This is a genomic window from Humibacter ginsengiterrae, assembly GCF_054780115.1.
This window is the reverse complement of record NZ_BAAGWY010000002.1, coordinates 324,168-342,935: the sequence shown is the minus strand read 5'-3', so window position 1 is coordinate 342,935 and position 18,768 is coordinate 324,168. Positions and strand designations below refer to the sequence as shown.

The 18,768-nt window shown below is 67.2% G+C and carries 20 protein-coding genes; 2 read left to right on the top strand and 18 right to left on the bottom strand.

The window, feature by feature from the left end; all coding sequences use genetic code 11:
- Window positions 1–130: 130 nt before the first annotated feature.
- The 8 genes from ACYVII_RS04110 to ACYVII_RS04075 form a co-directional block, all read right to left on the bottom strand.
- Window positions 131–955 carry a PP2C family protein-serine/threonine phosphatase gene (locus ACYVII_RS04110; RefSeq protein WP_460531398.1) on the bottom strand — a complete coding sequence of 275 codons (825 nt, stop codon included), beginning with the start codon at window positions 953–955 and terminating at the stop codon, window positions 131–133.
- A 103-nt stretch (window positions 956–1,058) separates the two neighbouring features.
- A complete protein-coding gene (locus tag ACYVII_RS04105; protein ID WP_460531395.1) occupies window positions 1,059–2,357 on the bottom strand; it encodes an FHA domain-containing protein in 1,299 nt (432 codons plus the stop codon).
- 33 nt (window positions 2,358–2,390) lie between these two features.
- Complete coding sequence (locus tag ACYVII_RS04100; protein WP_460531392.1) at window positions 2,391–3,476, bottom strand: DUF4192 domain-containing protein; 1,086 nt, start codon at window positions 3,474–3,476, stop codon at window positions 2,391–2,393.
- Window positions 3,477–3,587: 111 nt separating this feature from the next.
- Window positions 3,588–5,558 (bottom strand): ABC transporter ATP-binding protein, encoded by a 1,971-nt coding sequence (locus ACYVII_RS04095; RefSeq protein WP_460531389.1) that lies wholly within the window; start codon window positions 5,556–5,558, stop codon window positions 3,588–3,590.
- Window positions 5,555–7,288, bottom strand: coding sequence for an ABC transporter ATP-binding protein (locus ACYVII_RS04090; RefSeq protein WP_460531386.1), 1,734 nt, complete (start codon window positions 7,286–7,288; stop codon window positions 5,555–5,557). Before ACYVII_RS04090 ends, ACYVII_RS04095 begins: the two co-directional genes overlap by 4 nt.
- Before the next feature lie 14 nt (window positions 7,289–7,302).
- Window positions 7,303–7,968, bottom strand: coding sequence for a TetR/AcrR family transcriptional regulator (locus ACYVII_RS04085; RefSeq protein ID WP_460531383.1), 666 nt, complete (start codon window positions 7,966–7,968; stop codon window positions 7,303–7,305).
- A gap of 48 nt (window positions 7,969–8,016) precedes the next feature.
- On the bottom strand, window positions 8,017–8,184 hold the full coding sequence (locus tag ACYVII_RS04080) for a hypothetical protein (RefSeq protein ID WP_460531380.1): 168 nt from the start codon (window positions 8,182–8,184) through the stop codon (window positions 8,017–8,019).
- Window positions 8,166–8,771: a hypothetical protein gene (locus ACYVII_RS04075; RefSeq protein WP_460531377.1), complete on the bottom strand. Its 606-nt coding sequence runs from the start codon at window positions 8,769–8,771 to the stop codon at window positions 8,166–8,168. The genes ACYVII_RS04080 and ACYVII_RS04075 overlap by 19 nt, the downstream gene beginning before the upstream one ends.
- A gap of 106 nt (window positions 8,772–8,877) precedes the next feature.
- Here ACYVII_RS04075 and ACYVII_RS04070 point away from each other — a divergent pair, with 106 nt between their 5' ends.
- Together ACYVII_RS04070 and ACYVII_RS04065 are read left to right on the top strand one after the other, a co-directional pair.
- Window positions 8,878–9,366 carry a methylated-DNA--[protein]-cysteine S-methyltransferase gene (locus tag ACYVII_RS04070; protein ID WP_460531374.1) on the top strand — a complete coding sequence of 163 codons (489 nt, stop codon included), beginning with the start codon at window positions 8,878–8,880 and terminating at the stop codon, window positions 9,364–9,366.
- A gap of 50 nt (window positions 9,367–9,416) precedes the next feature.
- Complete coding sequence (locus tag ACYVII_RS04065; RefSeq protein WP_460531859.1) at window positions 9,417–10,037, top strand: DNA-3-methyladenine glycosylase I; 621 nt, start codon at window positions 9,417–9,419, stop codon at window positions 10,035–10,037.
- 366 nt (window positions 10,038–10,403) lie between these two features.
- On the opposite strand, the gene ACYVII_RS04060 is transcribed toward ACYVII_RS04065, so the two are convergent.
- From ACYVII_RS04060 to atpB, 10 genes are all read right to left on the bottom strand, one after another.
- Window positions 10,404–11,159 (bottom strand): YaaA family protein, encoded by a 756-nt coding sequence (locus ACYVII_RS04060; protein WP_460531371.1) that lies wholly within the window; start codon window positions 11,157–11,159, stop codon window positions 10,404–10,406.
- Between the two features lie 82 nt (window positions 11,160–11,241).
- Window positions 11,242–11,811: a P-loop nucleotide/nucleoside kinase family protein gene (locus tag ACYVII_RS04055; protein ID WP_460531369.1), complete on the bottom strand. Its 570-nt coding sequence runs from the start codon at window positions 11,809–11,811 to the stop codon at window positions 11,242–11,244.
- 49 nt (window positions 11,812–11,860) lie between these two features.
- Complete coding sequence (locus tag ACYVII_RS04050) at window positions 11,861–12,121, bottom strand: F0F1 ATP synthase subunit epsilon (RefSeq protein WP_460531366.1); 261 nt, start codon at window positions 12,119–12,121, stop codon at window positions 11,861–11,863.
- 2 nt (window positions 12,122–12,123) lie between these two features.
- Window positions 12,124–13,602 (bottom strand): F0F1 ATP synthase subunit beta, encoded by a 1,479-nt coding sequence (atpD, locus tag ACYVII_RS04045; RefSeq protein WP_460531363.1) that lies wholly within the window; start codon window positions 13,600–13,602, stop codon window positions 12,124–12,126.
- 48 nt (window positions 13,603–13,650) lie between these two features.
- On the bottom strand, window positions 13,651–14,547 hold the full coding sequence (locus ACYVII_RS04040) for a F0F1 ATP synthase subunit gamma (RefSeq protein WP_460531361.1): 897 nt from the start codon (window positions 14,545–14,547) through the stop codon (window positions 13,651–13,653).
- 39 nt (window positions 14,548–14,586) lie between these two features.
- The gene (gene atpA, locus ACYVII_RS04035; protein ID WP_460531358.1) at window positions 14,587–16,224 is read right to left on the bottom strand and encodes a F0F1 ATP synthase subunit alpha; all 1,638 of its coding nucleotides are present in this window, start codon (window positions 16,222–16,224) and stop codon (window positions 14,587–14,589) included.
- 32 nt (window positions 16,225–16,256) lie between these two features.
- Window positions 16,257–17,048, bottom strand: a complete 792-nt coding sequence (locus ACYVII_RS04030) for a F0F1 ATP synthase subunit delta (protein ID WP_460531355.1) — start codon at window positions 17,046–17,048, stop codon at window positions 16,257–16,259.
- On the bottom strand, window positions 17,049–17,591 hold the full coding sequence (locus tag ACYVII_RS04025; protein ID WP_460531353.1) for a F0F1 ATP synthase subunit B: 543 nt from the start codon (window positions 17,589–17,591) through the stop codon (window positions 17,049–17,051).
- Between the two features lie 39 nt (window positions 17,592–17,630).
- Complete coding sequence (atpE, locus tag ACYVII_RS04020; RefSeq protein WP_460531351.1) at window positions 17,631–17,852, bottom strand: F0F1 ATP synthase subunit C; 222 nt, start codon at window positions 17,850–17,852, stop codon at window positions 17,631–17,633.
- A 46-nt stretch (window positions 17,853–17,898) separates the two neighbouring features.
- Window positions 17,899–18,714: a F0F1 ATP synthase subunit A gene (gene atpB, locus ACYVII_RS04015; protein ID WP_460531348.1), complete on the bottom strand. Its 816-nt coding sequence runs from the start codon at window positions 18,712–18,714 to the stop codon at window positions 17,899–17,901.
- Window positions 18,715–18,768: the final 54 nt, after the last annotated feature.

The window sequence follows — 18,768 nt, the reverse complement described above, 5'->3', positions numbered from 1 at the left end:
GTCGGTCGTCATCGTCCCCGGCCGGGGAAACGTGCACCATTGTAGGCGGCCCACGAGGGATTGTCGGCGGCCCACGAGGGCCACCGCCGAGGACTCGGCGAACGTCTCGTCCTTTCGCTGTGCCGCCCGCTCAGCGGCGTCTTGCGCTTCGCCTCGGGGAGTTCACCGGCGCATCGGGGGTGCCGAGCACGTCGACGACGACGACGGTGACGTTGTCCCGGCCGCCGTTGCCGAGGGCGGCATCCATCAGTTGTCCAGCCGCATCGAGCGGACTGGTGCCGACCGTGAGGAAGTGACGGATGCCGTGCTCGGTCAGTTCCTTGGTGAGGCCGTCGGAGCAGGCGAGCAGCCTCGTTCCCGCCACCACCGGAACAAGGCTGAAGTCGGGAACCGGGTCCTCGTTGAACCCGACTGCCCGGGTGATCACGTTCGAGTGCGGGTGCACCTCCGCTTCCGAGGGCGTGATCGCTCCCGCGTCGAGCAGTTCCTGCACGATCGAGTGGTCGACCGTGAGCTGCCGGAGCTCACCGTCTTCCAGCTCGTACACCCGGGAGTCGCCGATGTTGAAGACGAGCCAGCTGGGCTCGCCCTCGGCCAGGGTGAGCGCGAAACCCGTGACCGTCGTTCCCGTGCCGAGCTCGGTCTTCCCTGCACCTTTGTCCATGTCCGCGACCGCTGCTCGAAGCGAGGAGTCGATGGCGCGCTCGTCGACGAACTGCGCGGAGACTCGCTCCGACAGCCTGTTCACGACGGCTGCACTGGCGACATCGCCCGCGCTGTGCCCGCCCATCCCGTCGGCTACGGCGAAGATGGGCGACTTGGCGATGAGGCTGTCCTCGTTCACTGCTCGCCGGTAACCCTTGTCTGTCAGGGCGGCCCAGGTGAGGGTGATCCGGGCGTCCTTGCCGGGCACGGCGATGTGATGCCGCTTGCTGCTGCGCCCGATCTGTGTCACGCGAGCATCCTCTCGGGTGTGTCTGCATGGCGATCGGGTCCTGGTCGCCTTCTGAGGCCGTGCTCCGTTACTGACGCATCGGGCGGGTTCGCACATCGACGAATCACGGGATCAAGCCTACGGGGGTGATGTCGATGATAGTCCCGTCGCCGATCTCGACTGCGGCGTGGCCGGGCACCGCGAACGATTCTCCTGGGCGCAGCTTTCGGGCTCGCCGGCCGTCGATGCTCACGCGAGTGCCGTTCCTGGACCTCAAGTCGGTGACCACCACGACGCGCCCGGCTCGTTCGATTCGCACGTGCGACGCCGAGATCTCCTGACCAGGTGACGACACGGCCACCAGCACGGAGTCGGCACCCGAACGCCGGGTCGAAACCGGCCGCCGGCCGAACACGATGGGGCGATCGAGCGGCATCTGCTCGAGCCCTCGGATGCCCACCAGCACTCGACCGCTCTCGTCGCTCCCCTCTGCCGATGCCACGCCGACGGCGAACGGAGTCTCCTGCAGCAGCGCTGGCGCTACGCCGGTCAGCAGTGCCTGCGGATGCTCGGCTCCGGCCATAGGCGTCGGCTGCGGATCCGCCGGCGCAAGTGGCGCCGGCGGGGGCCGGAAGAGGGATGCCCGTTCGATGGTGCGCTCGTCCGGTTCGTTTCGGATTCCGGGAGCCCTCTGCGATTCCCGCAGCGCCCTCGCATCGCCCCCTCGCTCGCCCTGAGGTGCGGCACGATGAAGCCCGCTGTTGCGTTGCACGGTCTCCTCGTCGACCCCCGGAGGCGCAGAGACCGGCGGTCGACGTACTGTGTCCTCATCGAGCGCAGCAGGAGGCCTCGCATACCGAGCACCGGCATCGCCGCCTTGCTCCGGCTCGGCGACGACCGTCCGCTCCGGTGCAGCGAGAGACCACAGCACGGATCCCACGTTCGCCGTTCCGATACCGATGGGCAACGCTCCCGGCGTCACTCGCACGACGCTGTCGAACCGCCGGGCCGGACCGCCGAGCTCCACGGCGACGACGTCGCGGAACGTCGCGATGAGCCACGGCTGCATCCCCGACGACGAGAACCGGCGCGCGCCGCCGACGGAATAGACATCGATCACTGCACGGCCCCGGGCGACGGCGGTGATCTGCCAGCCGTCGACGCCATCGGCGTCGAAATGCACGACGGCGAAGGAGTCGACGCCGTTCTCGCCCACCGGGATGGCCGACACCACCCGTTCCAGCTCCGTCTCGGCAGCTCCTGTTAGTGCAGTGAGCGATTCGATGCCGCGTTCGCCCGGTGCCGCCTCGATGAGGGCCACGAACGACTCGCCGACGACCACTACCCAGTCGTCCTCAGGGCGACGAGGGGCCGTCGCGTGCACGAACCCCCGATGACGTCCGAACGGCTGCCCCTGCGCCACGTGTCCCTCCCCTGCCCCGTACGCTGCTTCGTCTCATTCTGGCGTCTCCCGGTCGGTGAACGCCCACTCGGGCAGCGCGCCGGCTTCGAGCATCGTCTCCACGAGACGTGCGAACGGGTACCCGGGATCCGCCCGGCAGGCGCTACGCACGTACTCGCCGGCGACGGATCCGCGACCGAGCGCCCAGTTCAGCCAGGCAAGCGATGCCAGGCACGCACCGCGCTCTGGCACCGGCAACCGGGCCGCGACCTGACGGAGGAGCTCGATACCGCGCCGCGCTCCCTGCGCACTCGGCCTCGGCATGCTGCCGAGGCCGACGAGCGCCAAGGCGATCTCCTCATCCACAGCGGGTGCGCCGCGACCGCAGTCCTCCTGGAAACGCAACGCGCGTCGCCCTGTCGCGCTCCCCCACATCCACGTGAAGAGCACGGTATCCCTGCATCGGGCATCGCCGAGCACGTGGGCAGTGAGCGCGGCCGAGGCCGGGCCGATCGCGGTCGGCATCCAGCGGGCGCTGAACTCGGCGAACCAGATCGGGTCGGGCATCCGTTTCTCGCCCCGGAGGGCATCGAGAGCGATTTCGGTGCGCTCCAGCTGCCGGGGATCGACCCCCGGCAGCACCGCCTCTCGTTCGGGGTGTTCGTGCACCGGCAGGCAGTCCGGGTCGAGTCGCCGCAGCCGCCACGCGACGTCCAGTTCCTCTCTGGGGCGCGGGGGCCCGCCGCTCTCGTGGCCCCAGCCGTCCGCTGCCACGAACAGCGCGTCCCGCACGGTGAGTCCTGCGACGGCAGCGGCCGAGCGCAGCTGCGCGAACAGCTCCGGGTGCGGCGTTCCCGCGGAGCACGAGTCGTCGGTGAAGACGATCGGCAGCACGGCGTCCGCGCCGCGCACGCGACACGCCATTCCGACGACAGTGGTCGCATACTCGGCCAGCTCCCTCTGCCTCGGCGGATGCCCGGCACGTGCTGATCCACCTGGCAGATCCACCCGCAGCGTTCCGCTCGTCGTGGATCCGCGCATCGTGATCAGCACCAGGCTGCGTTCGGGCGCGAATCCGATGAGCTCCGGAACATGGGACAGAAGATCGAGAGAATCGATGGCGACGATGCGTTCGGGCATGGCGACCAGCGTCGCGTGCGGCGCATGCGCGCGGCGGACGACCACGGGCATCCGTGCACTGCGGCGATCTGCTGCCGCCTGTGGAGGACGGGAGCCGGTGGTACTCGGTTGCTAGGCCTCGTCGGTGACGGCCCCGGCGAACTGCGCGTTGTACAGGGAGTAGTAGGCGCCGCCGGCGGCGAGCAGCCCAGCGTGCGTACCCTGCTCGACGATCCGGCCGGCCTCCATCACCAGAATGAGGTCGGCATCGCGGATCGTGGAGAGCCTGTGCGCGATGACGAAGCTCGTGCGCCCCTGCCGCAGCGCGCTCATCGCCTTCTGCACGAGAAGCTCGGTGCGCGTGTCGACCGAGCTCGTCGCCTCGTCGAGGATGAGCACGCTCGGCCGGGCGAGGAACGCCCGCGCGATGGTCAGCAGCTGCTTCTCGCCCGCTGAAATGTTGCTGGCATCGTCGTCGAGCACCGTGTCGTAGCCGTCAGGCAGCGAGCGCACGAACCGGTCGACGTAGCTGGCCTGGGCCGCCTCGACGATCTCGTCCTCCGTCGCATCCGGGCGACCGTACGCGATGTTGTCGCGGATGGTGCCGGCGAACAGCCAGGTGTCCTGCAAGACCATGCCGATGCGGCTGCGCAGCTCCCGCCGGGTGAGCGAGGTGATGTTCGTGCCGTCCAGCGTGATGCGGCCGGAGTCCACCTCGTAGAACCGCATGATGAGGTTCACGAGAGTGGTCTTGCCCGCTCCGGTCGGTCCCACGATCGCCACGGTCTGTCCCGGCTCCGCGACCAGCGACAGGTCGTCGATGAGCGGCTTGTCCTCGAGGTACCGGAACGACACGTCCTCGAATTCGAGGCGCCCCTTCGTCTCGGCCACCGCCGCGGGCGCACTCGCATCCGGTGACTGCTCGTCGGCATCCAGCAACTCGAAGACACGCTCGGCGGAGGCCACGCCGGACTGCAGCAGGTTGGCCATCGACCCCAGCTGGGCCAGCGGCTGCGTGAACTGGCGCGAGTACTGGATGAACGCCTGCACATCGCCGATCTGGATGACGCCTGCCGCCACCTGCAAGCCGCCGACCACGGCGATTCCGACATACACGAGGTTCCCGACGAATTGCATCGACGGCATGATGATGCCCGACACGAACTGAGCGCCGAAGCTCGCCCGGTAGAGCTCATCGTTCTTCTCGTCGAACCGCTTGTTCACCTCGCGCTGACGACCGAACACCTTCACGATGGCGTGACCGGTGTACGTCTCCTCTATCTGCGCGTTCAACGCGCCGGTCTCGCGCCACTGCGCGACGAACATCTTCTGCGACCGCTTGGCGATCACCATCGTGACGAGCAGTGTGAGCGGGATCGAGACCAGCGCGATGGCGGCCAGCAACGGCGAGATCACGAACATGATCACCAGCACGCCGACGACCGTGAGCACCGAGGTGACCAGCTGGCTCATCGTCTGCTGCAAACTCTGTTGCACGTTGTCGATGTCGTTGGTGACGCGGCTGAGCAGCTCACCTCGCGGCATCGAGTCGAAGTACTTCAGCGGCAGCCGGTGGATCTTCTCCTCCACGTCCCTGCGCAGCCGGTACACCGTGCGCATCGTGACACCGTTCAGGATGTACGCCTGCAGCCAGCTGAACACCGACGCGAACACGTAGAGCGCCAGCACGATCATCAGCACGTGCGACAGCGCGGTGAAGTCGATCCCGTGCCCAGGGGTCAGGTGCATGCCGCTGAGCATGTCCGCCAGCTGCCCCTGCCCGTTCCTGCGCATGCCCTCCAGCACCTGCGCCTGGCTGACGCCCGCCGGCAGGCTCTTGGAGATGAACCCGGCGACGATGATGTTGGTGCCCTCGCCGAGCAGCTTGGGTCCGAGCACGCTGAACGTCACGCTCACCACGGTGAGCAGGATCACAACGACGAGCCACGCGGCTTCGGGTCGGAGCCTGCGCAGCAGCCGCTTGGCGCTCGGCCCGAAGTTCATCGCCTTCTGCGCGGGCATCCCCGCGCCGCCGAACGGACCACCGCCGCCCGGGCCGCGCCTGGGCATCGGAACGCGCTGCGTGGTCTTCGTCTCACTCATGCCGCTTCCTCCGCCGTCAACTGCGACGACACGATCTCCGCGTACGTCTCGGATGTCTGCAACAGCTCATCGTGCGTGCCGGCTCCGACTATCCGTCCGTTCTCCAGCACCAGGATCTGGTCGGCGTCGGTGATCGTCGAGACACGCTGCGCCACGATCACGAACGTGGCACCTCTCTCCTTGTCGCGCAGCGCTCGCCGCAGACGGGCATCCGTTGCCAGGTCGAGCGCCGAGAACGAGTCGTCGAACACGTAGATCTCCGCACGTTTGACGAGCGCCCTGGCGATGGCGAGTCGCTGCCGCTGCCCGCCGGAGACGTTCGTGCCGCCCTGAGCGATCTCGGCCTGGAGTCCGCCGTCCATCGCCTGCACGAAGTCCTTCGCCTGCGCGATCTCGAGCGCGCGCCAGAGCTCGTCGTCGGTGGCGTCCGGCTTTCCATACCGAAGGTTGGATGCCACGGTGCCGGAGAACAGGTACGGCTTCTGCGGCACCAGCCCGATGCGGGCCCACAGCACGTCAGGGTCGAGCTCGGCGACGTCGACCCCGTCGATCAGGACCGAGCCGCTCGTGGCGTCGAAGAGCCGCGGCAGCAGGTTGATCAGCGTCGTCTTGCCGGAGCCCGTAGAGCCGATGATCGCGACTGTCTGCCCCCGCTCGATGCGCACGTTGAGGTCGCTGAGCACCGGATCCTCGGCACCCGGGTAGGCGAAGCCCACCTCGAACAATTCCACCGTGCCCTGCTCCCGCAGCTCGGTGATCGGATTCTCGGATGCCTTCACCGTCGACTCCGTGTTCAGCACCTCGCCGATGCGCTCGGCGCACACGGCGGCGCGCGGAACCATCACGAACATGAACGTCGCCATCATGACGCCCATCAGGATCTGCATGAGGTAGCTGAGGAACGCGGTCAGCGTGCCCACCTGGAGCGACCCGTCGTCGATGCGGAACGCGCCGAACCAGATCACTGCCACGCTGGAGAGGTTCAGCACGAGCATCACGGTCGGGAACATCAGCGCCATCAGGCGGCCGGCCCTCAGCGCCGTCTCGGTGACCTCGTCGTTCGCCGACTTGAACCGGTCGCGCTCGATGTTCTCGCGAACGAATGCGCGCACGACACGGATGCCTGACAGCTGTTCGCGCAGCACCCGGTTCACCTGGTCGATGCGCTTCTGCATCTTGCGGAACTGCGGCACCATGCGCGAGATGATCAGCACGACGCAGATCAGCAGGATGGGCACGCTGACCGCGATGAGCCAGGACATCCCGAAGTCCTGCTGGATCGCGAGCACGATGCCTCCGATGCAGAGAATGGGCGCCGACACGAGCAGGGTGCACGTCATGAGCACCAGCATCTGCACCTGCTGCACGTCGTTCGTGTTGCGGGTGATCAGCGACGGCGCGCCGAACTTCGTGACCTCGCGCTCGGAGAACTCGCCGACGTGGGAGAAGAGCGCGCCGCGCAGGTCGCGGCCGAGTCGCATCGACGCCTTCGCGCCGAAGTACACGGCCACGATGTTACAGATCACCTGCCCCAGCGTGACGACAAGCATGAACGCTCCGTTGGCCAGGATGTAGCCGGTGTCGCCCTTGATGACGCCCTTGTCGATGAGGTCGGCGTTCAGGGTGGGCAGGTACAGCGAGGCGAACGACTGCAGCAGCTGGAACACCACTACGGCGGCCAGCAGCGGCCAGTGCGGGCGCAGGTACCGCACGAGCAATCGCATCAACATGAAGGGCCCTTTCGTTAGGTCTGTGCAGTCCCGGCGCTGTCTGCGACGAGGGCGTGCGCCGCCCGCTCGCGCACGGCATCCTCGTCGCCGGCCGTCGTGCCGCCTGCGATGCCGTAGACGATGAGGCGGGTCAGCGTGTCGTCGTCGAACGAGGGCTCCACCGTGAACTCGGGAACGGACATCGCGAACGCGACGATGCGGATGAACGGTGCGACGTGCTCAGCCGGCACGTTCAGCCGGTCGAGCTCGGGCTCGATGAGTCGCGCCACGGTGGACGCGTACTCCCACTTCTGCTCGGGCTTGCGGTTCCGCAGGTGCGGCGGCTCTGATCCGGTGTACCCGATCGCCGACATGATGCTGATCACGCCGTGGAATCGTCGCCGCAACACGTGCAGGATGCGACCGACCTTCGCCTCCAGCGGCAGGCCGGGGTCGATCTCGGCGATGCTCGCCCGTACCGGCGCAGAGTCGAGGTAGACGTCGGCCGCTTCCCGCAGAAGCGTCTCCTTGTCGCCGAACACCCGGAAGATGGTCCCCTCGGCGACGCCGGCGGCCTCAGCGATCTGACGCGAGGTCAGCGCCGCGCCGTGCTCGATCATGGCGGGGATCACGGCGTCGATGATCGACGCTTTGCGTTCCTCTGGGGGCAGCGGGCTGGCGCGATTCGGTATCTTCGGCACGCGGAGATGCTAACTGAGTGTGCGCTCACTCCGCAACGCGACGACGATTCAGGATGCCGTCAGCACGGTGAACTCGCGGGAGTACGCGGGCGATCCGGCGCCCTCCCGCCAGGTGACGCGGATGCGTGGCGGCGGGGCTCCCCGGCCCGCCATGACGCGGAACTGCAGCACGTCGTCGCGGTCGACGTCACGCGGGATCACCTCGTCGGGTCGCACATACTTCGGCGGGACGGTGACGTCGGACAACAGGGCATCGCGCGCCTTCGCGAGGCCCGTGTTCCGCAGGGCCCAGGTCGAATTGCGTACGCGCTCGAGTTGCCATGACACCTGCACGACCCGCTCGGTGGATCCCCGCCTCCTGCGACGTCGTGGTCCTCCGCACGCTGCACGGTCGCGCGACCGGGTGCCTGCTCGCGCGACGACGCTGCTGCCGCCGGCACGCCGCCGGTCAGAGCGCTCGCCTGGATGCGGGCCGCCTCGGCCTCGGCGTGTTCCGCCTTGTCGGATGCCGCTTCGGCCTCACGACGGCTTGCGGCGGCAGCAGCCTGGGCCGCCGCCGCCGCCTGCGCGGCGCGGGCCGCTTGCTGCGCGGCGTTCGCCGCATCCTGCCTGCCCTGGACCACCCTCGTCTCGAGCTGCTCGAGTCCGGCCGCTGCGGCTTGCGCATTGGTCTCGGCGCGAGCGACACCGGATGCCGCGGCCGCCGCACGTTCCTCCGCCGTTCGTGCCCGCACAAGGGCGACCACCGCGAACGCGATCGCCACGAGCGCGACGACGAGAGAGATGACATCCAGGAGTACCACGGGGGAATTCTAGGTCTCTCCCTCCCCACGTACCCGAATCGAGGATGCATCCACCGCAGCCCCTCCCGGCACCGCGTGTGTCGGATGCCGTGCGTACCGTCGAGTCATGGACGCATACCTTCTTCGCATGCCGAGCCCGATCGGCAGGCTCGAGCTCCTCTCCGATGGATCCGCCGTCACCTCGCTGACCATCGAGCGCGACGGCGCTCTTCCCCGCGACCACATTCCCGAGCACTCCGACGACGTGCTCCAGGCGGCACGCGACCAACTCGACGAATACTTCGCCGGGAAGCGCCGCACGTTCGACGTTCCGCTTGCGCCGGACGGCACGCCGTTCCGGCGAGCCGTGTGGGACCGGCTGCGCGACGTCGGATGGGGCGAGCACATCACCTACGGCGAGCTCGGCATGGCGGTGGGCAAGGCCACGGCCGGCCGGGCCGTCGGCGGGGCAATAGGCTCGAACCCCATACCTCTCTTCATCGGATGCCATCGCGTACTGGGCGCGGACGGCCGCGTCACGGGCTACAGCGGCGGTCAAGGCATTCCGACGAAGCTCTGGCTCCTCGAGCACGAAGGGATAACCCTCGCCGCATGAGCGACACCGAAGAAGCCGTGAAGGGCAGCGCGCCGCCGAGGCTTGCTGGTATGACGGATGCCCCAGCACCCAAGAGGCGAGGCGACGTGCTCATCGGCGACGACGGCATAGCACGATGCGCGTGGGTGGGCGCCGATCTCGAATATCAGCGCTACCACGACGAGGAGTGGGGCACTCCGCTGCGCGACGACCGCGCCCTTTTCGAGAAGATCTGCCTGGAGGGATTTCAGGCCGGGCTCTCCTGGCGCACCATCCTGCTGCGCCGGCCGGCGTTCCGGGAGGCGTTCCACGGATTCGACGTACAGCAGGTCGCCGCGATGACGGGAGACGACGTCGAACGACTGCTGCAGAACGCTGCGATCATCCGTCATCGCGGCAAGATCGAGGCGACCATCGCCAACGCCCGCGCAACCGCCGCTCTGGAGCAGCCGCTGAGCGACCTCATCTGGTCGTTCGCACCCAACGATTCCCGAGCCGATGTGCCCGAGTCGATGAGCGACGTGCCCGCGGTCACACCGGAGTCGACAGCCCTGAGTCGTCGATTGCGCGCACTCGGGTTCCGGTTCGTCGGCCCGACCACGATGTACGCGTTCATGCAGTCGGCTGGTCTCGTGGACGACCATCTGAGGGGATGCTGGCGCGCCGCCGTCGCCGAGGGCTCAGGGAAGTAGTGGGCGCGCGCTGCGGCAAGCGGTTCGAGTGCCGGACGGTGGTGCGCGGCAGGTGATGCCCGGCACCTGCGTAGGCCGGGCCGGCGGAGATCCGGTGGTCCTTACGGTGTGCCTCGTGGTGACCGGTATCGCACTTGCCCGACCGCAGGCGATCAGAAACCCGATCATCGCACCGTGAACGACCACTCTGGCGCACGGAGGGGACGCGCGCCGACCTCATTCGCCGACCCGACGGTATTGCGTTCGCCCGCGTTTTGAAGAGGCTTCCGAGGCCGCTGCGAGCGCCCTGATTGTCACCCTGTCGTCCCAATGGGCGTCGCCGCGTGTGAACGTGCCGACCCCCGCTGGCACATAGTCGATCCTAACTCAGTCGGCCACCAGCAGGACCTCACGATTGGCTGCGGATTCCATCCGGAACCCGGACGAACGAGCCCACTCCATGAACCCGTGCACGGAGCGAACGCGCGGCCGCTCCAGCGCGAAGGCACGCACCAAGGTGCCCTTCGCGTGCTTGTTGAAGTGGTTCAACGCACGACGCGTGCCGTCCGGTCCTTCGGTGACGACCCGCACGAAGGCCGCATCGTCGCGATCATCCACCGGCCCGAGCGCCACATATCCCTCCGAGCGCAGGTCGATGATCGGGCCCGCGACCTGTGCCAGCGCCGCGGTGACGGCGGATGCCCACAGCGAGCGAAGACGGATGCCCGGCAGCCGCGACGTACCCGACATCCGGTAGTCCGGAATACGGTCGAGCGCTCCGACCGGGCCGAACACGGCCGAGTGGATAGCCGTGGTGCGGCCGAGGTGGCGGCGCGCCTCCTGCGGCAGGCTTGCGGCATCCAGTGCGTCGTAGAGCACCCCCGTGTAGCGGTCGATCGCCGGCATCACGGGCGCGTCGAAAAGGACGGCGTTCGTGTCGAGCTCGTCGACCAGCGTTCGCGGAATGCCGAGCGCCTTCGCCGCCTCTTCCCGATCGCCACTGGTTGCAACGCGCACGAGCGCTCGAGCAGTCTGATCGCGCTCGGCAAGCAGCTCGGGGAACCGCAGTTTCGCCAGCTCGAGCTGCGCGCGTCCTCGGCCGCCGGCGCGCTTGGACTCGGACGGCGGCAGCAGAATCAGCACGGAGCGCCGGACGCCGCTGTCGTAGCGCGTGCGCGCAACGTGCCAAGGTCACGGTGGTTCGCGACGGGGCCGGGTCTCTCGCTCACGGCGCGAGGAACCGGATGGCGGCCTCGACGTTCTGTCCGAGGGGGTTCGCGGTATCCAGCGTGATGCGCGGCAACTCCGCGCTCTCCCCCTTCCACGGCTGGTAGTCCTCCAGGCTCTGTTCGACGGCGCGCCACGACGGTTCCTCGAAGTGCGGCAGGTTGCGCACCCGCTTCTCCAGCCTCGTGCGGTGCAGTTCGGGATCGGAGCACTCCACCTCGATCACTCGCAGCGGCACATTGGCGCGCAGCCCGAGGTCGCGCCACTGCAGGCGTGCGGGCTCGACGGCGTTCACGGCATCCACGATGACGCTGTGTCCCGACATCAGCACCTGCTCTGCGAGGGTCTCCGCCACGAGGTAGGCGGCGAGCCCAGTCGGCTGGTCGGCGTCGATGCCGGCGTGCAGGATGGCGGACTCGATCGGGTCTACGGACACGATGGTCGCACTCAGCCGCGCGCTCACCACTTCGGCGATCGTCGACTTGCCTGCGCCGGGCAGGCCTGCCATCACCACCAGTGCCGGTACCCGGATTTCTCCGAACTGCCGTTCAACCGTCGCCGATGCCACTTCGGCCCCCTCCCTGCCTTGCGTGGAACGCGCTGGTGCGAATCGCTCGTCAGACCAGCTCGGCCTTGCCCGCGAGCACGGTCAGCTCGTTGTTCTCGAACGACACGAAGCCGTCCGCGGCACTGGCGACGAGCCGCTCCCCGCCGGGAAGTGTGATGCGTACCTCGCCCTCGGCGAGCGTTCCGAGCAGCGGCGTGTGGCCGGGGAGGATTCCCACCTCCCCGACCGTGGTTCGCGCCACGACCATCGACGCATCGCCCGACCAGATCTCCCGATCGGCCGAGACGACGCTGACCTTGATGGTCGCCATGGTCAGCCGTTCTCCTTCTGGATCTTCGCCCACTTCTCCTCGACGTCGGAGATCGGGCCGACGTTGAAGAACGCCTGCTCGGCGACGTGATCGAAGTCACCGCGGCAGATCGCGTCGAACGACTCGATGGTTTCCTTCAGCGGCACCGTGGAACCCTCGACGCCGGTGAACTTCTTCGCCATGTAGGTGTTCTGCGACAGGAACTGCTGGATGCGACGTGCGCGGGAGACGGTGACCTTGTCTTCCTCGCTGAGCTCATCGACACCGAGGATGGCGATGATCTCCTGCAGCTCCTTGTTCTTCTGCAGGATCTGCTTCACCGTCGTGGCGACGCGGTAGTGGTCCTCACCCAGGTAGCGCGGGTCGAGGATGCGGCTGGTGGAGGCCAGCGGGTCGACCGCCGGGTACAGACCCTGCGACGCGATCTCGCGGGAGAGCTCCGTGGTGGCGTCCAGGTGCGCGAAGGTCGTCGCCGGCGCCGGGTCGGTGTAGTCGTCGGCGGGCACGTAGATCGCCTGCAGCGAGGTGATGGAGTGGCCACGCGTGGAGGTGATTCGCTCCTGCAGCACACCCATCTCGTCGGCGAGGTTCGGCTGGTAACCCACGGCGGACGGCATGCGGCCGAGCAGCGTCGACACCTCGGACCCCGCCTGCGTGAAGCGGAAGATGTTGTCGATGAACAGCAGCACGTCCTGCCTCTGCACATCGCGGAAGTACTCCGCCATGGTCAGAGCGGAGAGCGCGACACGAAGACGCGTCCCCGGCGGCTCGTCCATCTGGCCGAAGACCAGCGCGGTCTTGTCGAAGACGCCGGCCTCCTCCATCTCGTGGATGAGGTCGTTGCCCTCACGGGTGCGCTCACCGACGCCGGCGAAGACGGAGACACCGCCGTGATCCTGGGCGACGCGCTGGATCATCTCCTGGATGAGCACGGTCTTGCCGACGCCGGCACCGCCGAACAGGCCGATCTTTCCACCCTGTACGTACGGCGTGAGGAGGTCGATGACCTTGATGCCGGTCTCGAACATCGTGGTCTTCGACTCGAGCTGGTCGAAGGCAGGGGACTTGCGGTGGATGGGCCAGCGCTCGGTGATCTCGATCTTCTCGCCGGGCTCGAGGTCGAGCACTTCTCCGGTCACGTTGAAGACGTGACCGAGTGTGACGTCTCCCACGGGGACCGAGATGGCGGCACCCGTGTCGCGCACCTCCTGGCCGCGCACGAGACCGTCGGTGGGCTTCAGCGCGATGGCGCGGATGAGGTCGTCGCCGAGGTGCTGGGCGACCTCGAGCGTGATCTCGTGCGCCTCCTCCTCGTCGCCGGTGAAGTTGATCGTCGTCTTGAGCGCGTTGTAAATCTCGGGAATCGAATCGTGCGGGAACTCGATGTCGACGACGGGACCCGTGACGCGCGCGATGCGGCCGACGCCCGGCGTCGTCTCCGCTACCGCGGCCTCGTTCTCGGCGATGGCTGTCGGTGTCATTTCTTTCTCTCTCTGTTTCGTCGTCAGACGTCTACTGGGAGGCCAGTGCTACTGGGAAGCCAGTGCGTCGGCGCCACCGACGATCTCGGAGATCTGCTGCGTGATCTCCGACTGTCGTGCGTTGTTCGCCAGGCGTGTGTAGTTGGTGATGAGCTTGTCGGCATTGTCGCTCGCGGCCTTCATGGCCTTCTGGGTGGCCGCGTGCTTCGCCGCCGCCGACTCCAGCAGCGCGTTGTACAGGCGGCTGTGGATGTAAGCGGGAAGCAGCGCGTCGAGCACGGTGTCGGCATCCGGTTCGAATTCGTAGAGCGGGAGCATCGACTTGTCTTCGACCTCTTCGATGCCCTCAACGAGTTCGAGCGGTAGCAGGCGTACGACGCGGGGCGTCTGCACCAGCATGCTCACGAACCGGTTGTAGACGATGTGGATCTCGTCGACGCCGCCGTCGTCGGTGTCTTTCGTGAACGCCTCGACCAGCTCGCTGCCGATCTCCAGTGCGTTGTCGAAGGTCGGTGCGTCGGTGATCCCGACCCAGTCGCGCACGCTCTCCCGCTTTCGGAACGCGAAGAACCCGACCGCCTTGCGCCCGACCAGGTAGAACACGACCTCCTTGCCCTGCTCGGTGAGCAGGGACTCGAGCTCGAGCGCCTCACGGATAACCTGCGAGTTGAACGCACCGGCGAGGCCGCGGTCGGAGGAGAAGATCACGATCGCCGCGCGGCGCACGTTCTCCGCCTCGGTCGTGAGCAGGTGCTTCACGTTGGAGTGAGCGGCGACGGCCGCAACGGCGCGGGTGACCGCCCGCGTGTACGGGGCCGACTCCTGCACGCGAGCCTGCGCCTTGTAGATGCGGCTCGCCGAGATCAGCTCCATCGCGCGGGTGATCTTCTTCGTCGTCTGGGCAGAGCGGATGCGCTGCCGGTAGACCCGAAGTTGCGCTGCCATGGGACTCCTGTCTGGGTGTCAGCTCGTCGGATGCGTCGCTCAGCGACGACCGGTGACGATCTTCTCCTGGTCGATTTCCTCTTCTTCGATCGCCTCGTAGCGCTCGCTGCCCGGTTCGATCAGCGAGTGGCCGGCGCTCGTCTGGAACTCGAGCTTGAAGATGTCGATCTCACGCTCGAGCGTGGCGACGGTGTCGTCGTCGAGCACGTTCGTGTCACGGAGCGTGTCGAGAACGGTCGTCGTGCGACGCAGGAAGTCGAGGAACTCGGACTCGAAGCGAAGGATGTCTTCCACCGGCACCTCGTCGAGCTTGCCGTTGGTGCCCGCCCAGATGGAGACCACCTGCTCCTCGACCGGGAACGGCGAGTACTGCGGCTGCTTGAGCAGCTCGGTCAGGCGCGCACCGCGATCGAGCTGGCGGCGGGATGCCGCGTCGAGGTCGGAGGCGAACATCGAGAACGCCTCGAGTGCGCGGTACTGCGCGAGCTCGAGCTTCAGCGTTCCGGAGACCTTCTTGATCGACTTCACCTGGGCGTCACCACCGACGCGGGACACCGAGATGCCGACGTCGACCGCGGGACGCTGGTTGGCGTTGAAGAGGTCGGACTGCAGGAAGATCTGGCCGTCGGTGATGGAGATCACGTTGGTCGGAATGTAGGCGGAGACGTCGTTCGCCTTCGTCTCGATGATCGGCAGCCCGGTCATCGAGCCTGCCCCGAGTTCGTCAGAGAGCTTCGCGCAACGCTCCAGCAGACGCGAGTGCAGGTAGAAGACGTCTCCCGGGTACGCCTCGCGCCCCGGCGGGCGACGCAGCAGCAGCGACACGGCGCGGTAGGCCTCGGCCTGCTTCGACAGGTCGTCGAAGATGATCAGCACGTGCTTGCCTGCATACATCCAGTGCTGGCCGATGGCCGAACCGGTGTACGGGGCGAGGTACTTGAAGCCGGCAGGGTCGGACGCGGGGGCCGCGACGATGGTCGTGTACTCCATGGCACCGGCATCCTCGAGCGCGCCCTTCACGCCCGCGATCGTCGAGCCCTTCTGCCCGATGGCGACATAGATGCAGCGCACCTGCTTCTCCGGGTCGCCCGATTCCCAGTTGGCCTTCTGATTGATGATCGTGTCGATCGCGATCGCGGTCTTGCCGGTCTGGCGGTCGCCGATGATGAGCTGGCGCTGTCCGCGACCGATCGGGATCATGGCGTCGATGGCCTTGATTCCGGTCTGCAGCGGTTCGTGCACGCTCTTGCGCTGCATGACGCCGGGGGCCTGCAGTTCGAGTGCGCGACGACCCTCGGTCTGCACGGCGCCGAGTCCGTCGATCGGGTTGCCCAGCGGGTCGACGACGCGACCGAGGTATCCGTCGCCGACCGCGACGGAGAGAACCTCTCCGGTGCGTGTGACTTCCTGGCCCTCCTCGATGCCGGCGAACTCGCCGAGCACGACGACGCCGATCTCGTTCTCGTCGAGGTTGAGCGCGAGACCCAGCGTGCCGTCCCCGAAGCGGAGGAGCTCGTTGGCCATGGCGCCCGGGAGTCCTTCGACGTGCGCGATGCCGTCTGCAGCGTCGACCACGACGCCGACCTCGGTGATGGCTGTGGTGTCGGGCTGGTACCCCGACACGAAGTCTTTGAGAGCGGCGCGGATCTCGTCCGGGCTGATGCTGATGTCTGCCATTTCGTATTCCTTGATGTGTGCGTCGTGCCGGGTCAGCCGGCCAGTTTCAGTCGCAGATCGGCGAGACGGTTCGCTACGCTGCCGTCGATGACGTCGTCGCCGATCTGCACCCGGAGGCCGCCGATGAGCCGGGGGTCGATCGTGATCGCGAAACGCGGTGTGCGTCCGTACCGTTCTGTGAGCGAGGACCGCAGCCGGTCGAGCTGGCCAGCGGTGGGCGGAGCAGCGGCGGTGATGGAGACGACCATGGCACCGGCATCCTGTGCGACGATCTCCGCGATGTGCGCGATGACCTCGACGATGCGCCGCCCGCGCTGGGTCTGAACGGCGTAGCTCACGAGCACAATGGTGGCGTCGCTCGCCTTGCCCTTCAGGAGCCGTTCGACGATCTCGACCCTTCGTGCCGGATCGCCGAGCTTGCTTCCGAGCGCGAGCTCCAGCTCGTCATCGCTGTCGACGGCCCTCGCAAAAGCGAAGAGCTCGGACTCGATCGTGCCGTCGTCACCGGACGCACGCGCGACCGCGCGAATGCCGACCTCCTCGACCCCGTCGATCAGCTGCACCGGGCTGGACCAGCGCGACTGCGCCATTCCGCTCAAGATGCGCAAGGCAGTCGCGTCATAGGACCCGAAGATGCGGGTGACGAGCACACCCTTGTCAGCGGGCTCCACGGAGGGGTCCGCGAGCAGCGCCTTCAGCTGCGGCGTGCCGAAGATCGTGCGCGCGGCGGCGAGCAACTGCTCACCGGTGCGCAGCGTCACCTCGGATGCGTCGGCCAGTTCGGCCTTGGCACGATCGAGTGCTTCGCGGGTCGCGGATCCCACTTACTCGCCCGCCTTCGACAGCTGATCCTGCTCGAGGTCGGCGAGGAACCGGTCGACGAGCGCCTCGGACCGCTTGTCGTCGGAGAGCACCTCTCCGACGATGCGGGAGGCGAGGTCGACGGCGAGCGTTCCGACCTCGGCGCGTAGCGAGGCCAGCGCGCCGGCCCGCTCCGATTCGATCTGCGCCTGAGCATTCGCGGTGATGCGCGCGGCCTCGGCCGACGCGTTCTCCTTGAGCTCCGCCAGGATCGCCGCCCCCTCGACGCGGGCCTGCTCGCGGATGCGGCCGGCCTCGGCTCGGGCCTCGGCGAGCTGAGCGGTGTAGCGCTCGAGCACGGCGTTGGCGTCGGCCTGCATCTTCTCGGCACGCTGGATGCCGCCGTCGATCGCGTCACGTCGCTCGTCGAGCAGCTTGTTGATCGCCGGAAGGCCCTTCACGATGAAGAAGACCAGGATGATGACGAAGACGATCGTGCCCCACAGAAGGTCAGGGATCGTCGGGATGAGGAGGTTTCCCTCGGCGACGACGGCTGTGGAGAGCATTAGGACTCCTTCGAAAGTTGCTTTCTGGCCGGCTGAGCGTTACGGCTTCGGGAACGGAATGAATGCGACCGCGATCGCGATGAAGCAGAGGGCCTCCGTCAGCGCGACGCCGAGGAACATGAGGGCCTGCAGGCGGCCCTGCAGTTCGGGCTGACGGGCGACCGACTCGATGGTCTTGCCGATGACGTAGCCCACGCCGATACCGGAGCCGATGACGGCCAGACCGAAGGCGAGCGGAGCGAGTTGTCCGACGATGTTCACGTGATTGTTCCTTTCGAGGGGTGGATGATGCGGCGCTGCGAGCGGATCAGTGCTCTTCGGCCACCGCGAGCTGGATGTAGATGGCGGACAGGATCGTGAAGACGTACGCCTGCAGGATCGCGACGAACAGGTCGAGCAGCGTGAACGCGATGCCGAAGGCGAACGACCCAACGCCCAGCAGACCGAGCAGGTTGCCGTCGGTGAGCACGGTGAAGAAGAAGAACTGCGTGGCCGCGAAACACAGCACGACAAGCATGTGCCCGGCCATCATGTTCATGGTGAGTCGCAGTGTCAGCGTGACCGGCCGCACGATGAACGTGGACAGGAACTCCAGCGGTGTGAGCAGGAAGTAGAGCGGCCACGGCACACCGGGCAGGAAGAGCGAGTCCTTCCAGAAGCGCCACCCCTTCTCCTGCATGCCGGCAATGACGAACATGAACCACGCGATGATGGCCATCACCAGCGGAAGCCCGATGATCGACGTCGGCGCGACCTGGAACCCCGGTACCGACCCCATCAGGTTCATCCCGAGGATCAGGAAGAAGAACGTCATCAGGAGCGGCTCGTAACGCTTGCCGACGCGCTCGCCCAGGTTCTGGTAGATGACGCCGTTGCGCACGAAGCCGACCATGTACTCGAACGCGACCTGCGTGCGCGACGGACGAAGTTTCATGTTCCGCGTGCCGAGCCAGAAGACCAGCAGCACGAGAAGGCACACGAGGATGCGGATCAGCATCACCCGGTTCAGGGCGAACGGCGTTCCTGCGAACAGCACGTCCGGCGGGAAGAAGTCGTTGATCGAGGGACCCTCGAACCCGCCGGAGTTATCGCCTTTGACAGACAGCACTGTGGAAAGAAGCATGGGCGTTATCAGGGCATTCTCCGGCATCGGTGTTCAACGAGGAACGGGGTCGGG